Origin of the sequence: Candidatus Pantoea carbekii, assembly GCF_000971765.1 — a bacterium.
Classification (GTDB): domain Bacteria; phylum Pseudomonadota; class Gammaproteobacteria; order Enterobacterales; family Enterobacteriaceae; genus Pantoea_A; species Pantoea_A carbekii.
The window spans coordinates 299697-314447 of record NZ_CP010907.1; the positions used below are offsets into that span (position 1 = coordinate 299697).

General features: G+C 30.3%; 11 protein-coding genes and 1 tRNA gene. 3 read left to right on the forward strand and 9 right to left on the reverse strand.

What is annotated here, in order from left to right; genetic code table 11:
* Nucleotides 1-156: 156 nt before the first annotated feature.
* The 6 genes from BMSBPS_RS01040 to lolB form a co-directional block, all read right to left on the reverse strand.
* A tRNA-Ser gene (locus BMSBPS_RS01040) sits at nt 157-243 on the reverse strand.
* Between the two features lie 74 nt (nt 244-317).
* Entirely contained in the window at nt 318-1409 is a 1092-nt protein-coding gene (gene ychF, locus BMSBPS_RS01045; RefSeq protein WP_022564572.1) for a redox-regulated ATPase YchF, read from the reverse strand.
* 116 nt (nt 1410-1525) lie between these two features.
* Nucleotides 1526-2107, reverse strand: coding sequence for an aminoacyl-tRNA hydrolase (pth, locus tag BMSBPS_RS01050; RefSeq protein WP_044170108.1), 582 nt, complete (start codon nt 2105-2107; stop codon nt 1526-1528).
* A gap of 401 nt (nt 2108-2508) precedes the next feature.
* Nucleotides 2509-3456, reverse strand: a complete 948-nt coding sequence (locus BMSBPS_RS01055; protein WP_022564574.1) for a ribose-phosphate pyrophosphokinase — start codon at nt 3454-3456, stop codon at nt 2509-2511.
* Between the two features lie 104 nt (nt 3457-3560).
* The gene (gene ispE / locus BMSBPS_RS01060) at nt 3561-4445 is read right to left on the reverse strand and encodes a 4-(cytidine 5'-diphospho)-2-C-methyl-D-erythritol kinase (RefSeq protein WP_046201210.1); all 885 of its coding nucleotides are present in this window, start codon (nt 4443-4445) and stop codon (nt 3561-3563) included.
* Nucleotides 4442-5080, reverse strand: coding sequence for a lipoprotein insertase outer membrane protein LolB (lolB, locus tag BMSBPS_RS01065; protein WP_046201083.1), 639 nt, complete (start codon nt 5078-5080; stop codon nt 4442-4444). The genes ispE and lolB overlap by 4 nt, the downstream gene beginning before the upstream one ends.
* A gap of 1407 nt (nt 5081-6487) precedes the next feature.
* On the opposite strand from lolB, the gene prfA reads away from it, so the two are divergent.
* From prfA to kdsA, 3 genes are all read left to right on the forward strand, one after another.
* Nucleotides 6488-7570, forward strand: a complete 1083-nt coding sequence (gene prfA / locus BMSBPS_RS01070; RefSeq protein WP_022564577.1) for a peptide chain release factor 1 — start codon at nt 6488-6490, stop codon at nt 7568-7570.
* 2 nt (nt 7571-7572) lie between these two features.
* On the forward strand, nt 7573-8403 hold the full coding sequence (prmC, locus tag BMSBPS_RS01075) for a peptide chain release factor N(5)-glutamine methyltransferase (RefSeq protein WP_022564578.1): 831 nt from the start codon (nt 7573-7575) through the stop codon (nt 8401-8403).
* 606 nt (nt 8404-9009) lie between these two features.
* On the forward strand, nt 9010-9864 hold the full coding sequence (gene kdsA, locus BMSBPS_RS01080; protein WP_022564579.1) for a 3-deoxy-8-phosphooctulonate synthase: 855 nt from the start codon (nt 9010-9012) through the stop codon (nt 9862-9864).
* 142 nt (nt 9865-10006) lie between these two features.
* Here the strand turns inward: kdsA and argS are convergent, their stop codons facing one another.
* From argS to cmoA, 3 genes are all read right to left on the reverse strand, one after another.
* Nucleotides 10007-11740, reverse strand: coding sequence for an arginine--tRNA ligase (argS, locus tag BMSBPS_RS01085; protein ID WP_046201084.1), 1734 nt, complete (start codon nt 11738-11740; stop codon nt 10007-10009).
* Nucleotides 11741-12450: 710 nt separating this feature from the next.
* The gene (gene cmoB / locus BMSBPS_RS01090; protein ID WP_022564581.1) at nt 12451-13422 is read right to left on the reverse strand and encodes a tRNA 5-methoxyuridine(34)/uridine 5-oxyacetic acid(34) synthase CmoB; all 972 of its coding nucleotides are present in this window, start codon (nt 13420-13422) and stop codon (nt 12451-12453) included.
* Nucleotides 13419-14147 carry a carboxy-S-adenosyl-L-methionine synthase CmoA gene (gene cmoA, locus BMSBPS_RS01095; RefSeq protein ID WP_046201085.1) on the reverse strand — a complete coding sequence of 243 codons (729 nt, stop codon included), beginning with the start codon at nt 14145-14147 and terminating at the stop codon, nt 13419-13421. The genes cmoB and cmoA overlap by 4 nt, the downstream gene beginning before the upstream one ends.
* Nucleotides 14148-14751: the final 604 nt, after the last annotated feature.

Here is a 14751-nt window from a genome sequence, read left to right on the forward strand (position 1 = left end):
ATCTGTCGAAATTTTAGCAAAAATATTTTATTAATTAGAATAAATTTATAATCTCAATTTCAATATATAAAAAATAAATTTTGATTAAAGAGTGGATTTTATATTTTTAATATAATTAACTACGTTATTTCTAATACAATAGAATATAAAAACTATCGGTGAGAGAGGGATTCGAACCCCCGATACGTTAAATCGTATACACGCTTTCCAAGCGTACTCCTTCAGCCTCTCGGACATCTCACCATATAAATTTTTAAAGACTATAATTTTAAGTTTACTGATGCGTTTTTTAGTGACAATAAATTCAGCTGTATATTCTATACTTTAAATAAAAAGTTTAAAATATCACCATCTTGTATAAGATAATCTTTTCCTTCTGAACGTATTTTTCCTGCTTTTTTCACACCGTGTTCACCCTTGTAGGTTATAAAATCTACAAATGCAATAGTTTGTACACGAATAAAACCCTTTGCAAAATCACTATGTATTTTACCTGCTGCTTGTAATGCAGTTGTTCCAATAGGAACAGTCCAAGCACGCACTTCTTTTGCACCAACAGTAAAATAAGTCTGCAGGTTCAATAATTTATATCCGGCGGAAATTACACGATTTAAACCGGATTCTCTTAAACCAAGTTGAATTAAAAACTCTGAGTGTTCTGTATCTTCTAACTTAGAAATCTCTGATTCTAAAGTAGCACATAATGGAACTACTATTGACCCTTCAGTCTCACAGATAGAGTATATCTGAGAGAGATAAAGATTGTTTGCAGTTCTTTCGTTATGAATATTAGCAATATACATTACTGGTTTAATAGTTAAAAATTTAAGGTAATCAATAGAATCTATTTCTATATTATTTAGTTTTAATGATCGTAACATACTCATACTTTCAAGATGTAATAGACATTTTTCTAATGTCGCTATTTTTATATCTATGTCGTTTTGAGTGAATTTAGTTTTCTTCTTTGCACATTCAATAGCACGCTGACAAGTTTCAAAATCTGACAATATCATTTCAGTATTAATAATTTCAATGTCTTCTTTTGGATTTACTTGGCCGGATACATGTATAATCTTCTCATTTTCAAAACAACGCACTACATGAGCAATTGCTTCAGTTTCACGAACATTATTTAAAAATTGATTACCCAGTCCTTCACCTTTAGAGGCTCCTTTAACTAAACCAGCTATATCAGTGAATTGCATTGTAGTAGGTATAGTACATTTGGAATTAACAATTTTACTAAGTTGATCGAGACGATGATCAGGAACTGCTACTACACCATTATTCGGTTTAATAGTACAGAATGGAAAATTACCTACTTGAGTAGTTAATTTTGTTAGCGCGTTGAACAAAGTAGATTTGCCAACGTTTGGCAAGCCTATAATACCGCATTTAAAGCCCATTCTGATAGTCACCTTAATTTGATCAATACATATACATTTAACTTTCAGTACAGTATAGATTTATGGAGTTTTATTTTATTATACATAGAAATAACCTTTTGTCATAGTTAATTAACTTAACGAGTTCCAAATGAGTGTAATCGATTCATTGCTTTATTTTTATCTTTTAACCATAATTCAGTGCAGCATACCGCTTCATACATGACGGAATCAATCAATTTTTGTTCATCAAGTGCAGGTACACTCAAAATAAAACTGTTTACTTTATCACGTTCACTAGGATGTCCAATACCGAAACGTAATCGATGAAAATTACTATTAGATAATTTATTGATAATATCTTTTAAACCGTTATGACCACCATGTCCACCTCCTTGCTTGAATTTTGCTACACCTGGTAATAAATCCATTTCATCATGTGCTACTAAAATTTCTTCTGGTTGAATATGATAGACATTCAGTGTTGCTTCAATAGCTTTACCACTTAAATTCATAAAGGTATTAGGCACTAACAAATGTATATTACTGCCTCCTAAAGCAACATATGCGGTATCACCAAATAGTTTAGGTTCACTTTTAAACGACTGATGAGTATATTTTGCTAACAGATAGACGTACTGTGCACCTAAATTATGCCTTGTTTTATTATACTTTAATCCTGGATTATTTAGACCCACAATTAATTTAATGTCTTTCATATCTTTTTTCCAATTTTTTTTCAAGAAAATTTTTTTGAAAAAAAACCATGAAAATAGCAAATCAAGAGCTAACATGGATTCTTGTCATACTAATTTTTACTAATTAACATCATATTGACTATAATATTAAGAAATGATGAAAACATTAGTTATTTTTTTAAAATTATAACTTTGATTAAAAATTTATTTTTTAAAAAATTAATTTTTAAATTCTCTAAATTTTAACAATCTATTAATAAATTTCATTTTTTTAATAAGTGAAATATTTCAATTTTTTCAAAAAATTTAATAAACTTTACTACTCACGAAACTATATATCTTTAAAATTTACTAATTATAAAATACAAAATTTTTTTATTTTAGTAAAAAATATAACCTTTTATTTATAATTCATCGGTATATTAATGTTCGAACATTGCAGAAATGGATTCTTCATTACTGATACGACGAATTGCTTCGGCTAACATTCCAGATAATGTAAGAGTACGCACTTTTTGTTGTGTTTTCATTTCGTCAGATAATGGGATAGTATCGCATACTATAACTTGATCGATCATTGAATTCCGTAAGTTTTCTATTGCAATACCTGAAAAAATTGGATGAGTTGCATAAGCAAAAACACGTTTTGCTCCTCGTTCTTTCAATGCTTCAGCTGCTTTACACAACGTACCACCAGTGTCGATCATATCATCCACTAACACACAATCACGGTTAGCAACATCGCCGATAATATGCATTACTTGAGCGATATTAGTACGCGGACGACGTTTATCAATAATCGCCATATCTGTATCATTAAGCAGTTTAGCAATAGCTCGTGCACGCACTACACCACCTATATCTGGAGAGATAACGATAGGATTATCTAGACCAACTTGTAACATATCTTCTAGTAGAATTGGACTACCGAATACATTATCAACTGGAACATCAAAAAAACCTTGAATCTGTTCAGCATGTAAATCAACAGTTAATACACGGTCAACGCCAACACTGGAAAGAAAATCGGCCACTACTTTAGCAGTAATAGGAACACGTGCAGAACGCACTCGTCGATCTTGACGTGCATAACCAAAATAAGGGATAACAGCAGTAATACGTCCAGCAGAAGCACGACGCAAAGCGTCAACCATTACTACTAATTCCATCAGATTATCATTAGTAGGAGCACAAGTAGACTGGATGATAAAAATATCACCACCACGTACATTTTCGTTAATCTGTACACTTACTTCACCATCGCTAAAACGACCAACAGAAGCCTCTCCGAGGCTAGTATAGAGTCGGTTAGCAATACGTTGTGCTAAATCAGGAACGGCATTACCAGTAAATAACTTCATATCAGGCACGAGAAAAACCTCAGAATTAGAATGCAAAACAATGGACAGATACACTAAAAGTAATCACAGTTATTGATATATGTGCTTTTTATCATTAAGATGAAAAATGCATATTACCTTGGTGCATCTATGTTATTTATATATAGGTTATTAGACAATGTGTGCTGCAGCGGAGAAAGATTAAACCCTTGCGCTACAAATCCTTCAATGCCTTTCGGTACACGTTTTAACACTCTACAGGCTTCGGATTCAGTATTAAATTCAGAAAATACACAAGCACCTGTACCAGTTAAACGAGATGGTGCGTATTGTAACAGCCAAGTTAGTAACTTATCAACCTGAGGGAAACGTTTTCTTACTACTGCTTCACAATCATTTCGAAAAGGATGTTGTAATAACTCATCTAATGTACGTATTGGAGAATCACGAGTCAATTCAGGATCTCTAAATACATGAGATGTAGATATCATAATTCTATTATGAGCAATGAGATACCATTTTTCAGCAGGTTTAGCCGCTTGAAAATTTTCTCCTTCAGAAAAAGCAGATTGACCATGTACAAATATGGGCACATCAGTTCCTAATGTTCTAGCAATCGTTATTAATTGATTTTTATCCAATGCAGTTTTCCACAAATGATTAAGTGCTACTAATATAGTAGCAGCATTAGATGAACCACCACCTAATCCGCCACCCATTGGCAAACGTTTTTTTAGTATAATTTGTGCCCCTGCTTGTAAGGGTAGACTATTGTTTAGTAATGCTGCTTTTTGTAATGCATTAGATGCTTTTAGAATCAAATTTTTTTCTAATGGTACATTTTTAACAGATGTTAACAGTTTGATTTTTCCACTTTTATTAGGTATAATCTTTAATGTATCGCCATAATTAAGAAATTGGAAAAGTGTTTGCAGATTATGATAACCATCAGCACGCCGTCCAGTAATATATAAAAAAAGATTTAGTTTTGCAGGTGAAGGCCAATAAGAAATATTCATTTTAATATATCCCATTTATCTATGCATAATTTGATATGTCGATTACCTTCAATAAATTCTATATTAGAGGGAAGTGCTGGTATCATCTTATTGTTGTAATGCTCAATATAAACTTTCCAATGTTGATTAGAATGATTATATCTGAATGATTCAAGACGGTTATCTTGATTTAGATAATATTGAGCACAATGATCTGGTAAACCTAATATCCATTTGCTCAAATTGTTTAGCGGAATATTAATCCCAATAAGTCCTCTAATCATTTTTTCAGCATTATTACCAATATAGTGAATGCCTTTATTGTCTATAATTTTTACAGTAGAACCTTGCTTTTCAATCTGTAGTTCAGTTATACCTAATACATTAATTAATGACAGATGGTAATGATTGGGAGAAATTTGATGCCATTTAAAACGTACATAAAATTTTTTACTATCTGATATGTAGATAACTAAACCTTGTGTTTGATAGTGAGTAATGTTTTCTATAGCTTTCTCATGATTTTTCCATTGTAATGAATTTGTGATAATACTAGAATATTGTATTTTATTATTAATACTACAAGCGGTCATTAACGGCACATAGACCAAAATAAGCAACTTCAACAGTAGTGTATTTCGAAAAGAAAAATTCATGAGTACTTATCTCCTGAAATACATTTGAATTTATATTCAGTAACGTTAATTTTTAGCGTGAGTAGGTAATCAATTAGTATGCTTAGGCAAATAATGATGGATTATCATATATATAATAATTAACATATACAAAAATTATACTATTTTCTTCTTGTTCAACATCTTGTGCACAAACTCAAATAAAAAATTCTTATCAAACTATAGTAATAATAATTTAAATTTTTATAATTTTTTTGATTGAAAAATTTCATTAAATTTAAGTCAAACATATTAAATACATAAATAAAATAATTTAAAAAATGAATTATATTATTATTAATAAAATTTTATATAAAAAATAAAGTGACGTATAACATTAAAGATACAAGCAATGATGTCGCAATGTGGTTAACTATGTAATAGCATTTTGTTACTATTTTAAACTTTGATAAATCAATAAAAAACAATAAACTAAATTATAAGATAAAAAAATCACCAGTATAGCTTATATGGTATATAAAAATAGAAGACATTACCAAAATATTTTTTTATAGCATGATATGCATACTGAAAAAAATTAGTCACCATAGAGCACTGTTTATGTTTTAAAGTTAGTTTGGTTCATATGTTAAATTTTTTCGAATTATTAATCATATTAAATAATATCATCAATTTTCAAAAAATTACTATGCTAATGATTTAAGACTTTCAATCACTATGATATAATCAACTTTATAGCTGTTGATTTAAAGCATAGGTTATGAATATAGCATCTATCTGTATATGTTGTGTCTGTAAAGTGATTTTGTCAAAATAAACTAAAGTATATTACTAATTGAATTAATATTTTCAATTTATGTAGTTTTTTACTTTCTGAAATTTTCAAGCAAGTAATCTAATGTTTTGTAATGTTTAAATAGATTTGAAACTTATTCTGTTCATACTTTTAAAGTACTTTTAATATTTGCTATTTAGAAAAGTTATCTATTAGCTTTTCTATTTACCTGACACATAGTTTAATAACAGTTATTGAAAATATAATATTATGTATATATAAGCTTGTTACAGTGTAGCTTAAAATACAAATATTATATGTTTTATAAAGGACCTATGTGCAATTTAGTTATATATAAAATATATTGAATATTTAGTGATAGATATATTCATATACTAAGAATTGAGTAATATACTAATTCTATAAAAAAATTTATTAGTTGTATTTTTATTGGTTGATAATGAACTTATTAAATAAGTTGGCATACATGTTAATTAACCTTCTTCATCTCTGTAAAAAACTAAATTACTAAATGAATTAGAACGCCTAAAAAGTGGAATTATACGCTTGCTTATATATATTATGTAATCTTAGTTTAGAACAATTAAATTTATATTTGATTTGATATTAATTAAGGTATTGTTTATTAGTATATGAAAAATTCTATTATTGCCAAATTAGAGTCTCTTCAAGAGAGATATGAGGAGTTAGAAGCATTATTAAGCGATAATAGTGTTATCTTCAATCAAGAACGTTTTCGTGCTTTATCACGTGAATACACTCAACTTAGTAATTTAATTATTTGTTTTCGAAAATGGCAAAAAATCCAGAAAGATCTTAAAGAAGTAAAAACACTGCTTGACGATGTAGAAATACGTGATATTGCACAGGAAGAATTGAAAATTACTCAAGAGAAGCAAAAAGAATTAGAGAAACAACTTCAATTTTTTTTGTTACCCCAAGATCCTAGTGACCAATATCCTTGCTTTATTGAAATACGGGCTGGTACTGGTGGTCAAGAAGCAGCGCTTTTTGCGAGAGATTTGTTTCGAATGTATAGTCGATATTGTGAAGCGCGCTGTTGGCAAGTAGAAATAATAAATGCCAATGAGGGTGAACAAGGGGGGTATAAAGAAATCGTTTTATGTATTACTGGTGATAATGCTTATGCACGTATGAAATTTGAATCAGGTGGGCATCGCGTTCAGCGTATACCAGAAACCGAATCCCAAGGTAGAATTCATACTTCAACATGTACTGTTGCAGTTATGCCTAAAATACCAGAAACAGAACTACCAAAAATCAGTTCTAATGATTTAAAAATCGATACTTTTCGTTCTTCAGGTGCCGGAGGACAACATGTCAATACTACAGATTCAGCAATTCGTATTATACATTTGCCTACTGGTATTATGGCAGAATGTCAAGATGAACGTTCACAACATAAAAATAAAGCTAAAGCACTAACAGTGCTAATTGCACGTATTCATGCAGCAGAAATAATAAAGCGCCAAGCTGCTAAAGCTAACATGCGTCGTAATCTCTTAGGTACTGGCGAGCGTTCAGATCGCATTCGCACTTATAATTATCCAAAGGGACGCGTAACAGATCACCGTATCAATTTAACTATTCACAATATTGATAGAGTTATAGCAGGAGAATTAGACGTTTTAATTGAACCTATTATACAAGAATATCATACTGATCAGTTAACTACGATATCTGAAGAGGATTAGCAATGGATATACGTTTGTGGAAAAAACGAGCCGTTGCAGCACTGTATAATAGTGATAGTGCTAAGCGAGATGTAGAAATTCTTCTTTCTTATGTTACAGGTAAAGAACGTAGTTGGTTAATTGCGTTTGACGATAGTATTCTAAGTTCAGAACAGCTAGCGTATTTAGACGTCATGCTAACACGTCGCATTAAAGGTGAACCAATTGCTTATTTGGTTGGTAAGCGTGAATTTTGGTCGCTATCATTACAGGTTAGTAGTGCTACGATAATCCCACGTCCTGATACTGAAATTGTAGTAGAACAGGCTTTAGCATGTTTACCATTAACCCCTTCTTGCTTGCTAGATTTAGGTACAGGTACAGGTGCTATTGCATTAGCATTAGCGAGTGAACGTACAGACTGTCAAGTGATTGGTTGCGACCGTATTGCAGATGCAATAACATTAGCTCGATATAATGCAAAAATACTTGATATAAATAATGTGTTATTTCAAGTGAGTCATTGGTTTAATAATATATGTCCACAATATTTTGAAATTATTGTGAGTAATCCGCCCTATATAAATTCTCAAGATCCATTCTTAAAACAAGGAGATGTTCGTTTTGAACCAATTAGTGCATTAGTAGCAGACGAAGAAGGTCTTGCAGATTTACGAGAAATTATTTCTGCTTCACCAAAATGGTTGAACACAAAAGGATGGCTTGTTTTAGAACATGGTTGGCAGCAAGGCGAATGCGTACGTAATATGATGTTAAAAAAAGGATACCAGTTTATCAACACTGTAAATGATTACAATGGTAATCCACGCGTTACATTAGGACAAATGATTTAAAAAAGAATGAAATTTTTTAAAAATTAAAATGATATTGAAATTAATATAAGTGCTTTTTAGTTTTTTAAAAGAGACGTTACAATTGTCATCATTCAAGTTTTCTCTTTTTATCCACAGAGTGTTCCATTGATTTGATGAATTATTAACAGCTATAATTTTTATAAATTTTTTATCTTTATGCTTCTGTTAATATATTAATTATTTTAATAAATATTTTTAAATTATTTAAATATGTTCTTAGAGTAATATGTTATACATACACTTTGTATGCCTTCAATATATATCGAGCTCATTACGAGATCAAAATTTTTAATTTTATTACAAATAATATTGAGTAAAATTTAAACATAAAAAATTTGATACTTAAATTTAATTAAGATCGCTAGAAGGTAGTTTTTTTGTCTAATGTTATAGATACAGTTTAATTATAATAAAATAACAGTGTTAGAATTATAGATTTTAAATATTGATACCAAATATAGATAGGTATTTTATTATGCTAGTTAACGAGATTATTTAAATTTAATTTTTATAAATTTGAGGGATACATTTCTCTAAAAAATAAACAAGTTTTCTAACAGAAATTTTTTAAAATTAGGAAATACCGTGATACATAAAATAGTGAGTATAGGCAATATTAAAGTCGCAAATAATTTTCCATTTGTCCTCTTTGGTGGTATGAACGTATTAGAATCACGTGAGCTTGCTATAAAAATCTGTGAGCATTTTGTAAAAATTACTGATAAATTAGGTATTCCTTATATTTTTAAAGCTTCTTTTGATAAAGCAAACCGTTCTTCCATTGAATCTTACCGTGGTCCAGGATTGGATAAAGGTCTAAAAATTTTTCAAGAAATCAAGCAGTTATTTAATGTAAAAATTATTACTGACGTACATGAATCATGGCAAGCTCGATTAGTTGCTGACGTAGTTGATGTGATTCAATTACCGGCTTTCTTAGCGCGACAAACTGATCTTATAGAAGCAATGGCAAAAACTGGTGCAGTAATCAATATAAAAAAACCACAATTTATGAGTCCAGTACACGTTAATCATATTATAGATAAATTTTCATTAGCCGGTAATAATAAAGTGATACTTTGCGAGCGTGGGATTAATTTTGGTTATGACAATCTAATAGTAGATATGCTCAGTTTTAATATAATGAAAAAAGTTTCAAATAATAATCCAGTGATTTTCGATGTAACCCATTCTCTCCAAACACGCGATTTATTATGCGCAAGTTCAGGTGTGCGTCGTGCTCAGCTCAATGAGTTAGCACGTGCAGGTATAGCAGTGGGTATTGCAGGTTTGTTCATAGAAGCACATCCGGAACCAAATAGCGCTAAATGTGACGGTGCCTCTGCGTTACCACTGAATAAGTTAGAGCCTTTTTTAATACAGATAAAAGCAATTGATAATTTAGTAAAAAATTTTATCGAGTTAGATACTAGTAATTGATTTATATAAAACATATATTATATTTGGTACTTCTTGTATATAATATACAAGTTTAGTTAAAAAAATGTAAATTTAATATTTATACAATAACAGTATAGAAAAATTCTCTTTGACTCCATATATAACACAAATATATTTTGTATTACATATGTTCGATTGTTTTAATACCGAGAGTCTTCAGACCCTGTTTTAACGTTTTAGCCGTTAACGCTGTTAACTGAAGACGACTCTGACTTAGTATTTTGTTGTTAATAGAAAGCATTGGACAATGTTCATAAAAAATCGAAAATAAACTTGCTAATTCATATAGATAAGAGCACATGATATGTGGTGTGCCATCTTGTGCAACTTGCATAATTGTTTCTTCAAACTGTAGTAAACATATAGCAAGGCATCTTTCTTGATGTTCTGATAAAACAATTTCGCCTCTTAAGTTTTTAAAATCTATTTTTGCTTTTCGAAATATTGAAATTGCACGAGTATAAGCATATTGTATATAGGGTGCAGTATTGCCTTCAAATGCAAGCATCTTATCCCAATTAAAAATGTAATTAGCGGTGCGATTTTTGGATAAATCAGCATATTTTACTGAACTAATACCTATGATTTCAGCCAATTTTAATAGTTGGTTCTTTGACATTTTGGGGTTTTTTTGACTGACCAATTTAAAAGCTCGATCAACTGCTTCATCTAGTAAATCCATTAATTTAATAGTATTACCCTTACGCGTTTTAAACGGTCGCCCGTTGTGGCTGAGCATCATACCAAATGCATGATGTTCCAACGATACGTCTTTTGGTACATAACCTGCTTTTCTGGCAATTGTCCATACTTGCTTTAAATGTTGGTTTTGACGTGCGTCAATGTAATATAGGATACGATCAGCATGAAGAGTTTCACATCGATATTTCACACAGGCAATATCGGTAGTAGCATAGAGGTAGCCACCATCCTTTTTTTGAATGATTATTCCCATCGACTCACCTGTTCTATTTATAAATTCATCAAGAACAATCACAGTAGCACCGTTACTGATAGTTGCTAAACCTTTATTACATAAATCAGAAACGATACTAGGAAGCATATCATTATAAAGGCTTTCTCCCATTATATCTTTGCATGTTAAACTAACATTCAGACGATCATAGATCTTTTGATTATGATTGATACTGATATCAATGAGTATTCTCCATACGTTTCGGCAGTACTCATCACCTTTTTGTAATTGCACTACATATTTTCGCGCAAGTTCAGCAAATTTTTCATCTTCATCATAATTTTTCTTAGCTTTTCGATAAATGTTTTCTAATTCATTTAATTCCATCTGTGTATAATCTTTATGCTCTTTTTCTTTCATATACGCAATTAACATACCAAATTGAGTACCCCAGTCACCAATATGGTTAGCACGAATTACGTTATGACCCAGAAATGATAGCGTACGAACCATAGCATCACCTATGATAGTAGAACGCAGATGACCAACATGCATTTCCTTGGCTACATTTGGCGAAGAATAATCTACAACAATAGTTTGAGAAGGTACAAGCATACTAATACCTAAACGGCGCAATCGAAACCTTTGGGTAATTTGTTGAGCTAACCATTTTTCAGAAAGAACAATATTAATAAAACCAGGATCAGTAATGACAACTTGGCTAGCGAGATCATTCAAATCCAAGTGCTGAACTACTTGTTGAGCTAGCTTATAAGGTGATTTACCTAATTTTTTAGCTATACTCATAATGCCATTAATCTGATAATCGCCAGGCTGTATCTTATTGGATTGACGAACGTCAAGTTCGTGATTAGCAGAAGCGCCAATTATTATCATTGCTTCAGTGAGTTTATTTAAAATAAAAGTTTTTATATTCATAATATTATTATTACTTAACAAAAGATGCCATTTAAATACACCTTTATTTCAAATATTCAAAAGACTTTGCTTTAATTAATAACTGATAAAAATAAGTAAGCAAAATACATATAAAATATGTTGTTAAATGAAAAAAACGAAATAGAATATTAAATATTGATAATATGAGTACTAAAAAGTTATACTTTTTATAAGTATATTTTCATATTACTCTAATCAGAAGACAACTCTTACAATTCATTAAAGAATACCTATTTATAAAATAATAAAATAAATAATTTATCTTAAGTAAGATAAACTCAAATATTTTTATTATATTTCTACGCCTTGAAAATAAAGAGAAAACTATATTTATAGTATTTAATTATGCAAATTTTTATATTACAACATCACTTTGAATTTTGGATTTAATTAAATTTAAAATTCAAAGTGAAATATTAGCAATATCTCAGCATCAAGATCTTAATCAAGCTAACTAGTTAGCTAATAACATTCAAAGAACAGATTCATATCTATATGCATATCTTCTTACTCTGCAAAAGAGGTGCATAATGCACAATTACATTTTAACAAAATATTTTACCTTTTTAAAAGTACAATACGGGCAAGCAACAAAATAGTGAAAACATGTATCACAATATATGGTTTTTACTAATATTCTTTATTCGATGATTATAAAAAAATCTATTTTTAGTTTTTATAAATTCAGTTTATGGTTTACGTGCTATTAGAACAGCACGCAAAGGTGCTGAATAACCTTCAATTGTTTTAGTAATATCGTTTGGATCAAGAAAATCTGCTAGTGATTCACGCGTCATCCATTTAGTACGACGCTGTTCTTCTAGCACGGTGGTATTATAGTCAACAATACGTATGTCCACTAGACCGCATTTTTTTAACCAATTTTTTAACGCTCTTGCTGAAGGGATAAAATAGACATTACGCATTTTTGCATAACGTTCAGAGGGAACTAACACTGTATTTTTATCTCCGTTAATAACTAGAGTTTCCAATACTAACTCACCATTTTGTACTAGTTGATTTTTTAACTGTATTAAATAATCAAGTGGTGACCGACGATGGTATAGCATTCCCATAGAAAATACTGTATCAAATGCCTTCAATGAAGGTTGTTGTTCAATGCAGAGCGGTAGTAAGTGTAGTCGATGATCATTGCCTAATAATTTACGTATTGCTTCAAATTGACATAAGAATAATTGATTTGGATCAATGCCTATTGCTGCGTCAGCACCTGCGCCAATCATACGCCACATATAATAACCATTACCGCATCCAACATCTAATACTGTACGGCCCTTCAACGGTGAAAGATAGGGCAATAAACGTTGCCATTTCCAATCGCAACGCCATTCGGTATCGATTTTAATACCATACAGTAAGTAGGGACCTTTTCGCCATGGCATTAAATTACGTAATAAGCTTTCAATATTAATACGCTGAATATCAGTTAAATCATCTTGTTGGTATGCATTTATACCATGTAGCAAATCTAGTCTATCAGGGATTAGGAGTGGCAGATTTTTTACGCATTTCACCCAATCATGAAAATGACCATGTAAACTTTTTTTCTGCCATGTTAGTAACTGTTGAGGTAGTACTTTAAGCCAACTAGCAAGTGGACTATCAGCTATTTTTTTATAAAAATTTTCAAAATTTATCATTTTAAGGATATTAATGAACCAAAATTAAAATATTGAAACCATAATTCAGTGTGTGAAAAACCAGCTTGTTTCAAACGTTCTTTGTGCGTTTCTAATGTATCAATAAACATAATGTTTTCTAACATATGACATTTTTGGTTAATCTGCAATTCACTATAACCATTAGCCCGTTTAAAATCATGATGCATATCAGAAAGAACACTCTCAATATTAATATCTTGAAAGCTAAACTTTTCTGATAAAATTAAAATTCCTCTAGGATTAAGTCCTTGAAAAATTTTTTTAAGTAATGTTAAACGTGCATTTATATTTACAAATTGTAATGTAAAATTAAGTACTACAAGAGATGCATTTTCTATAAGAATATCACAGATATCAGCTTCTATGACTTCTATATAGTGCAGTACAGAAGCATGACTGACATTGCGACGACAACGCTCAACCATTGCTTTAGACTTATCTACAGCAATAATCTGACAACCTTGTACATTAATATTTCGGTGAACTGAAAGTGCCGCTGCTCCTAATGCACAACCAAGATCGTAAACTTTGCTATTGGGTTGTACGACGCGCTTTGCTAGCATACCAATCATCGAAATAATATTAGAATAACCTGGTATTGAACGTTGAATCATATCCGGAAAAACCTTGGCTACATGTTCGTCAAAAGTCCAATCTTCAATATTTTTCATAGGGATACTAAAAAGCATATCACGTTTAGACATAATGTACTCGCAGAAAAAACTATTAATTTAGTAGATCACATATTTAACCTATCTAAAAATTAGATTATAAAATAATATTGTTTTTAGTATCGTTTTTAAAAAAAATATACAAACTAATTTAAAATAACTTACTGGGATTGATATAACTAATTAAGTTAACGTATAGAGACAAAAATTTATATTTTGTAAATTTGAAAAAAAATTTTGCATGGAAGAGACTCCAGTAATAGCAAATGCATCAATGAAAACCGTTGTATGCCGTTGTCTTATCAAAAATTTCATTTTGTAGTGCCACATTTCAAATAACAATACGTGTTTCTTAATTCCTGTCATTTACAATAAGACACATTAGTAGGACATAAACTAAAACGAATAATATGAATGAAATAAACGTGATTTTTAAGTATATATAGTGCATGCGATGGAGTATTAAGAGATATTTGAATTGGTCGACAGTCTATTTTATTCAATTACACGTAATGTAGATCGATCGCATTATATCTTTGCTAAAAAAGCGCAATTGTACATTATCTAAATTAGAATTCAAACAGAATGGAACATCATATAAAAATGATTCAAGTCAATAGCAAAAAAGATAGCAGAA

Excerpts from the sequence above, each read along its gene's own strand:
- argS (WP_046201084.1), bottom strand. The coding sequence starts at position 11,740 with ATGAATATAAAAACTTTTATTTTAAATAAACTCACTGAAGCAATGATA.
- pth (WP_044170108.1), bottom strand. The coding sequence starts at position 2,107 with ATGAAAGACATTAAATTAATTGTGGGTCTAAATAATCCAGGATTAAAG.
- prfA (WP_022564577.1), top strand. The coding sequence starts at position 6,488 with ATGAAAAATTCTATTATTGCCAAATTAGAGTCTCTTCAAGAGAGATAT.
- prmC (WP_022564578.1), top strand. The coding sequence starts at position 7,573 with ATGGATATACGTTTGTGGAAAAAACGAGCCGTTGCAGCACTGTATAAT.
- cmoA (WP_046201085.1), bottom strand. The coding sequence starts at position 14,147 with ATGTCTAAACGTGATATGCTTTTTAGTATCCCTATGAAAAATATTGAA.
- lolB (WP_046201083.1), bottom strand. The coding sequence starts at position 5,080 with ATGAATTTTTCTTTTCGAAATACACTACTGTTGAAGTTGCTTATTTTG.
- ispE (WP_046201210.1), bottom strand. The coding sequence starts at position 4,445 with ATGAATATTTCTTATTGGCCTTCACCTGCAAAACTAAATCTTTTTTTA.
- ychF (WP_022564572.1), bottom strand. The coding sequence starts at position 1,409 with ATGGGCTTTAAATGCGGTATTATAGGCTTGCCAAACGTTGGCAAATCT.
- cmoB (WP_022564581.1), bottom strand. The coding sequence starts at position 13,422 with ATGATAAATTTTGAAAATTTTTATAAAAAAATAGCTGATAGTCCACTT.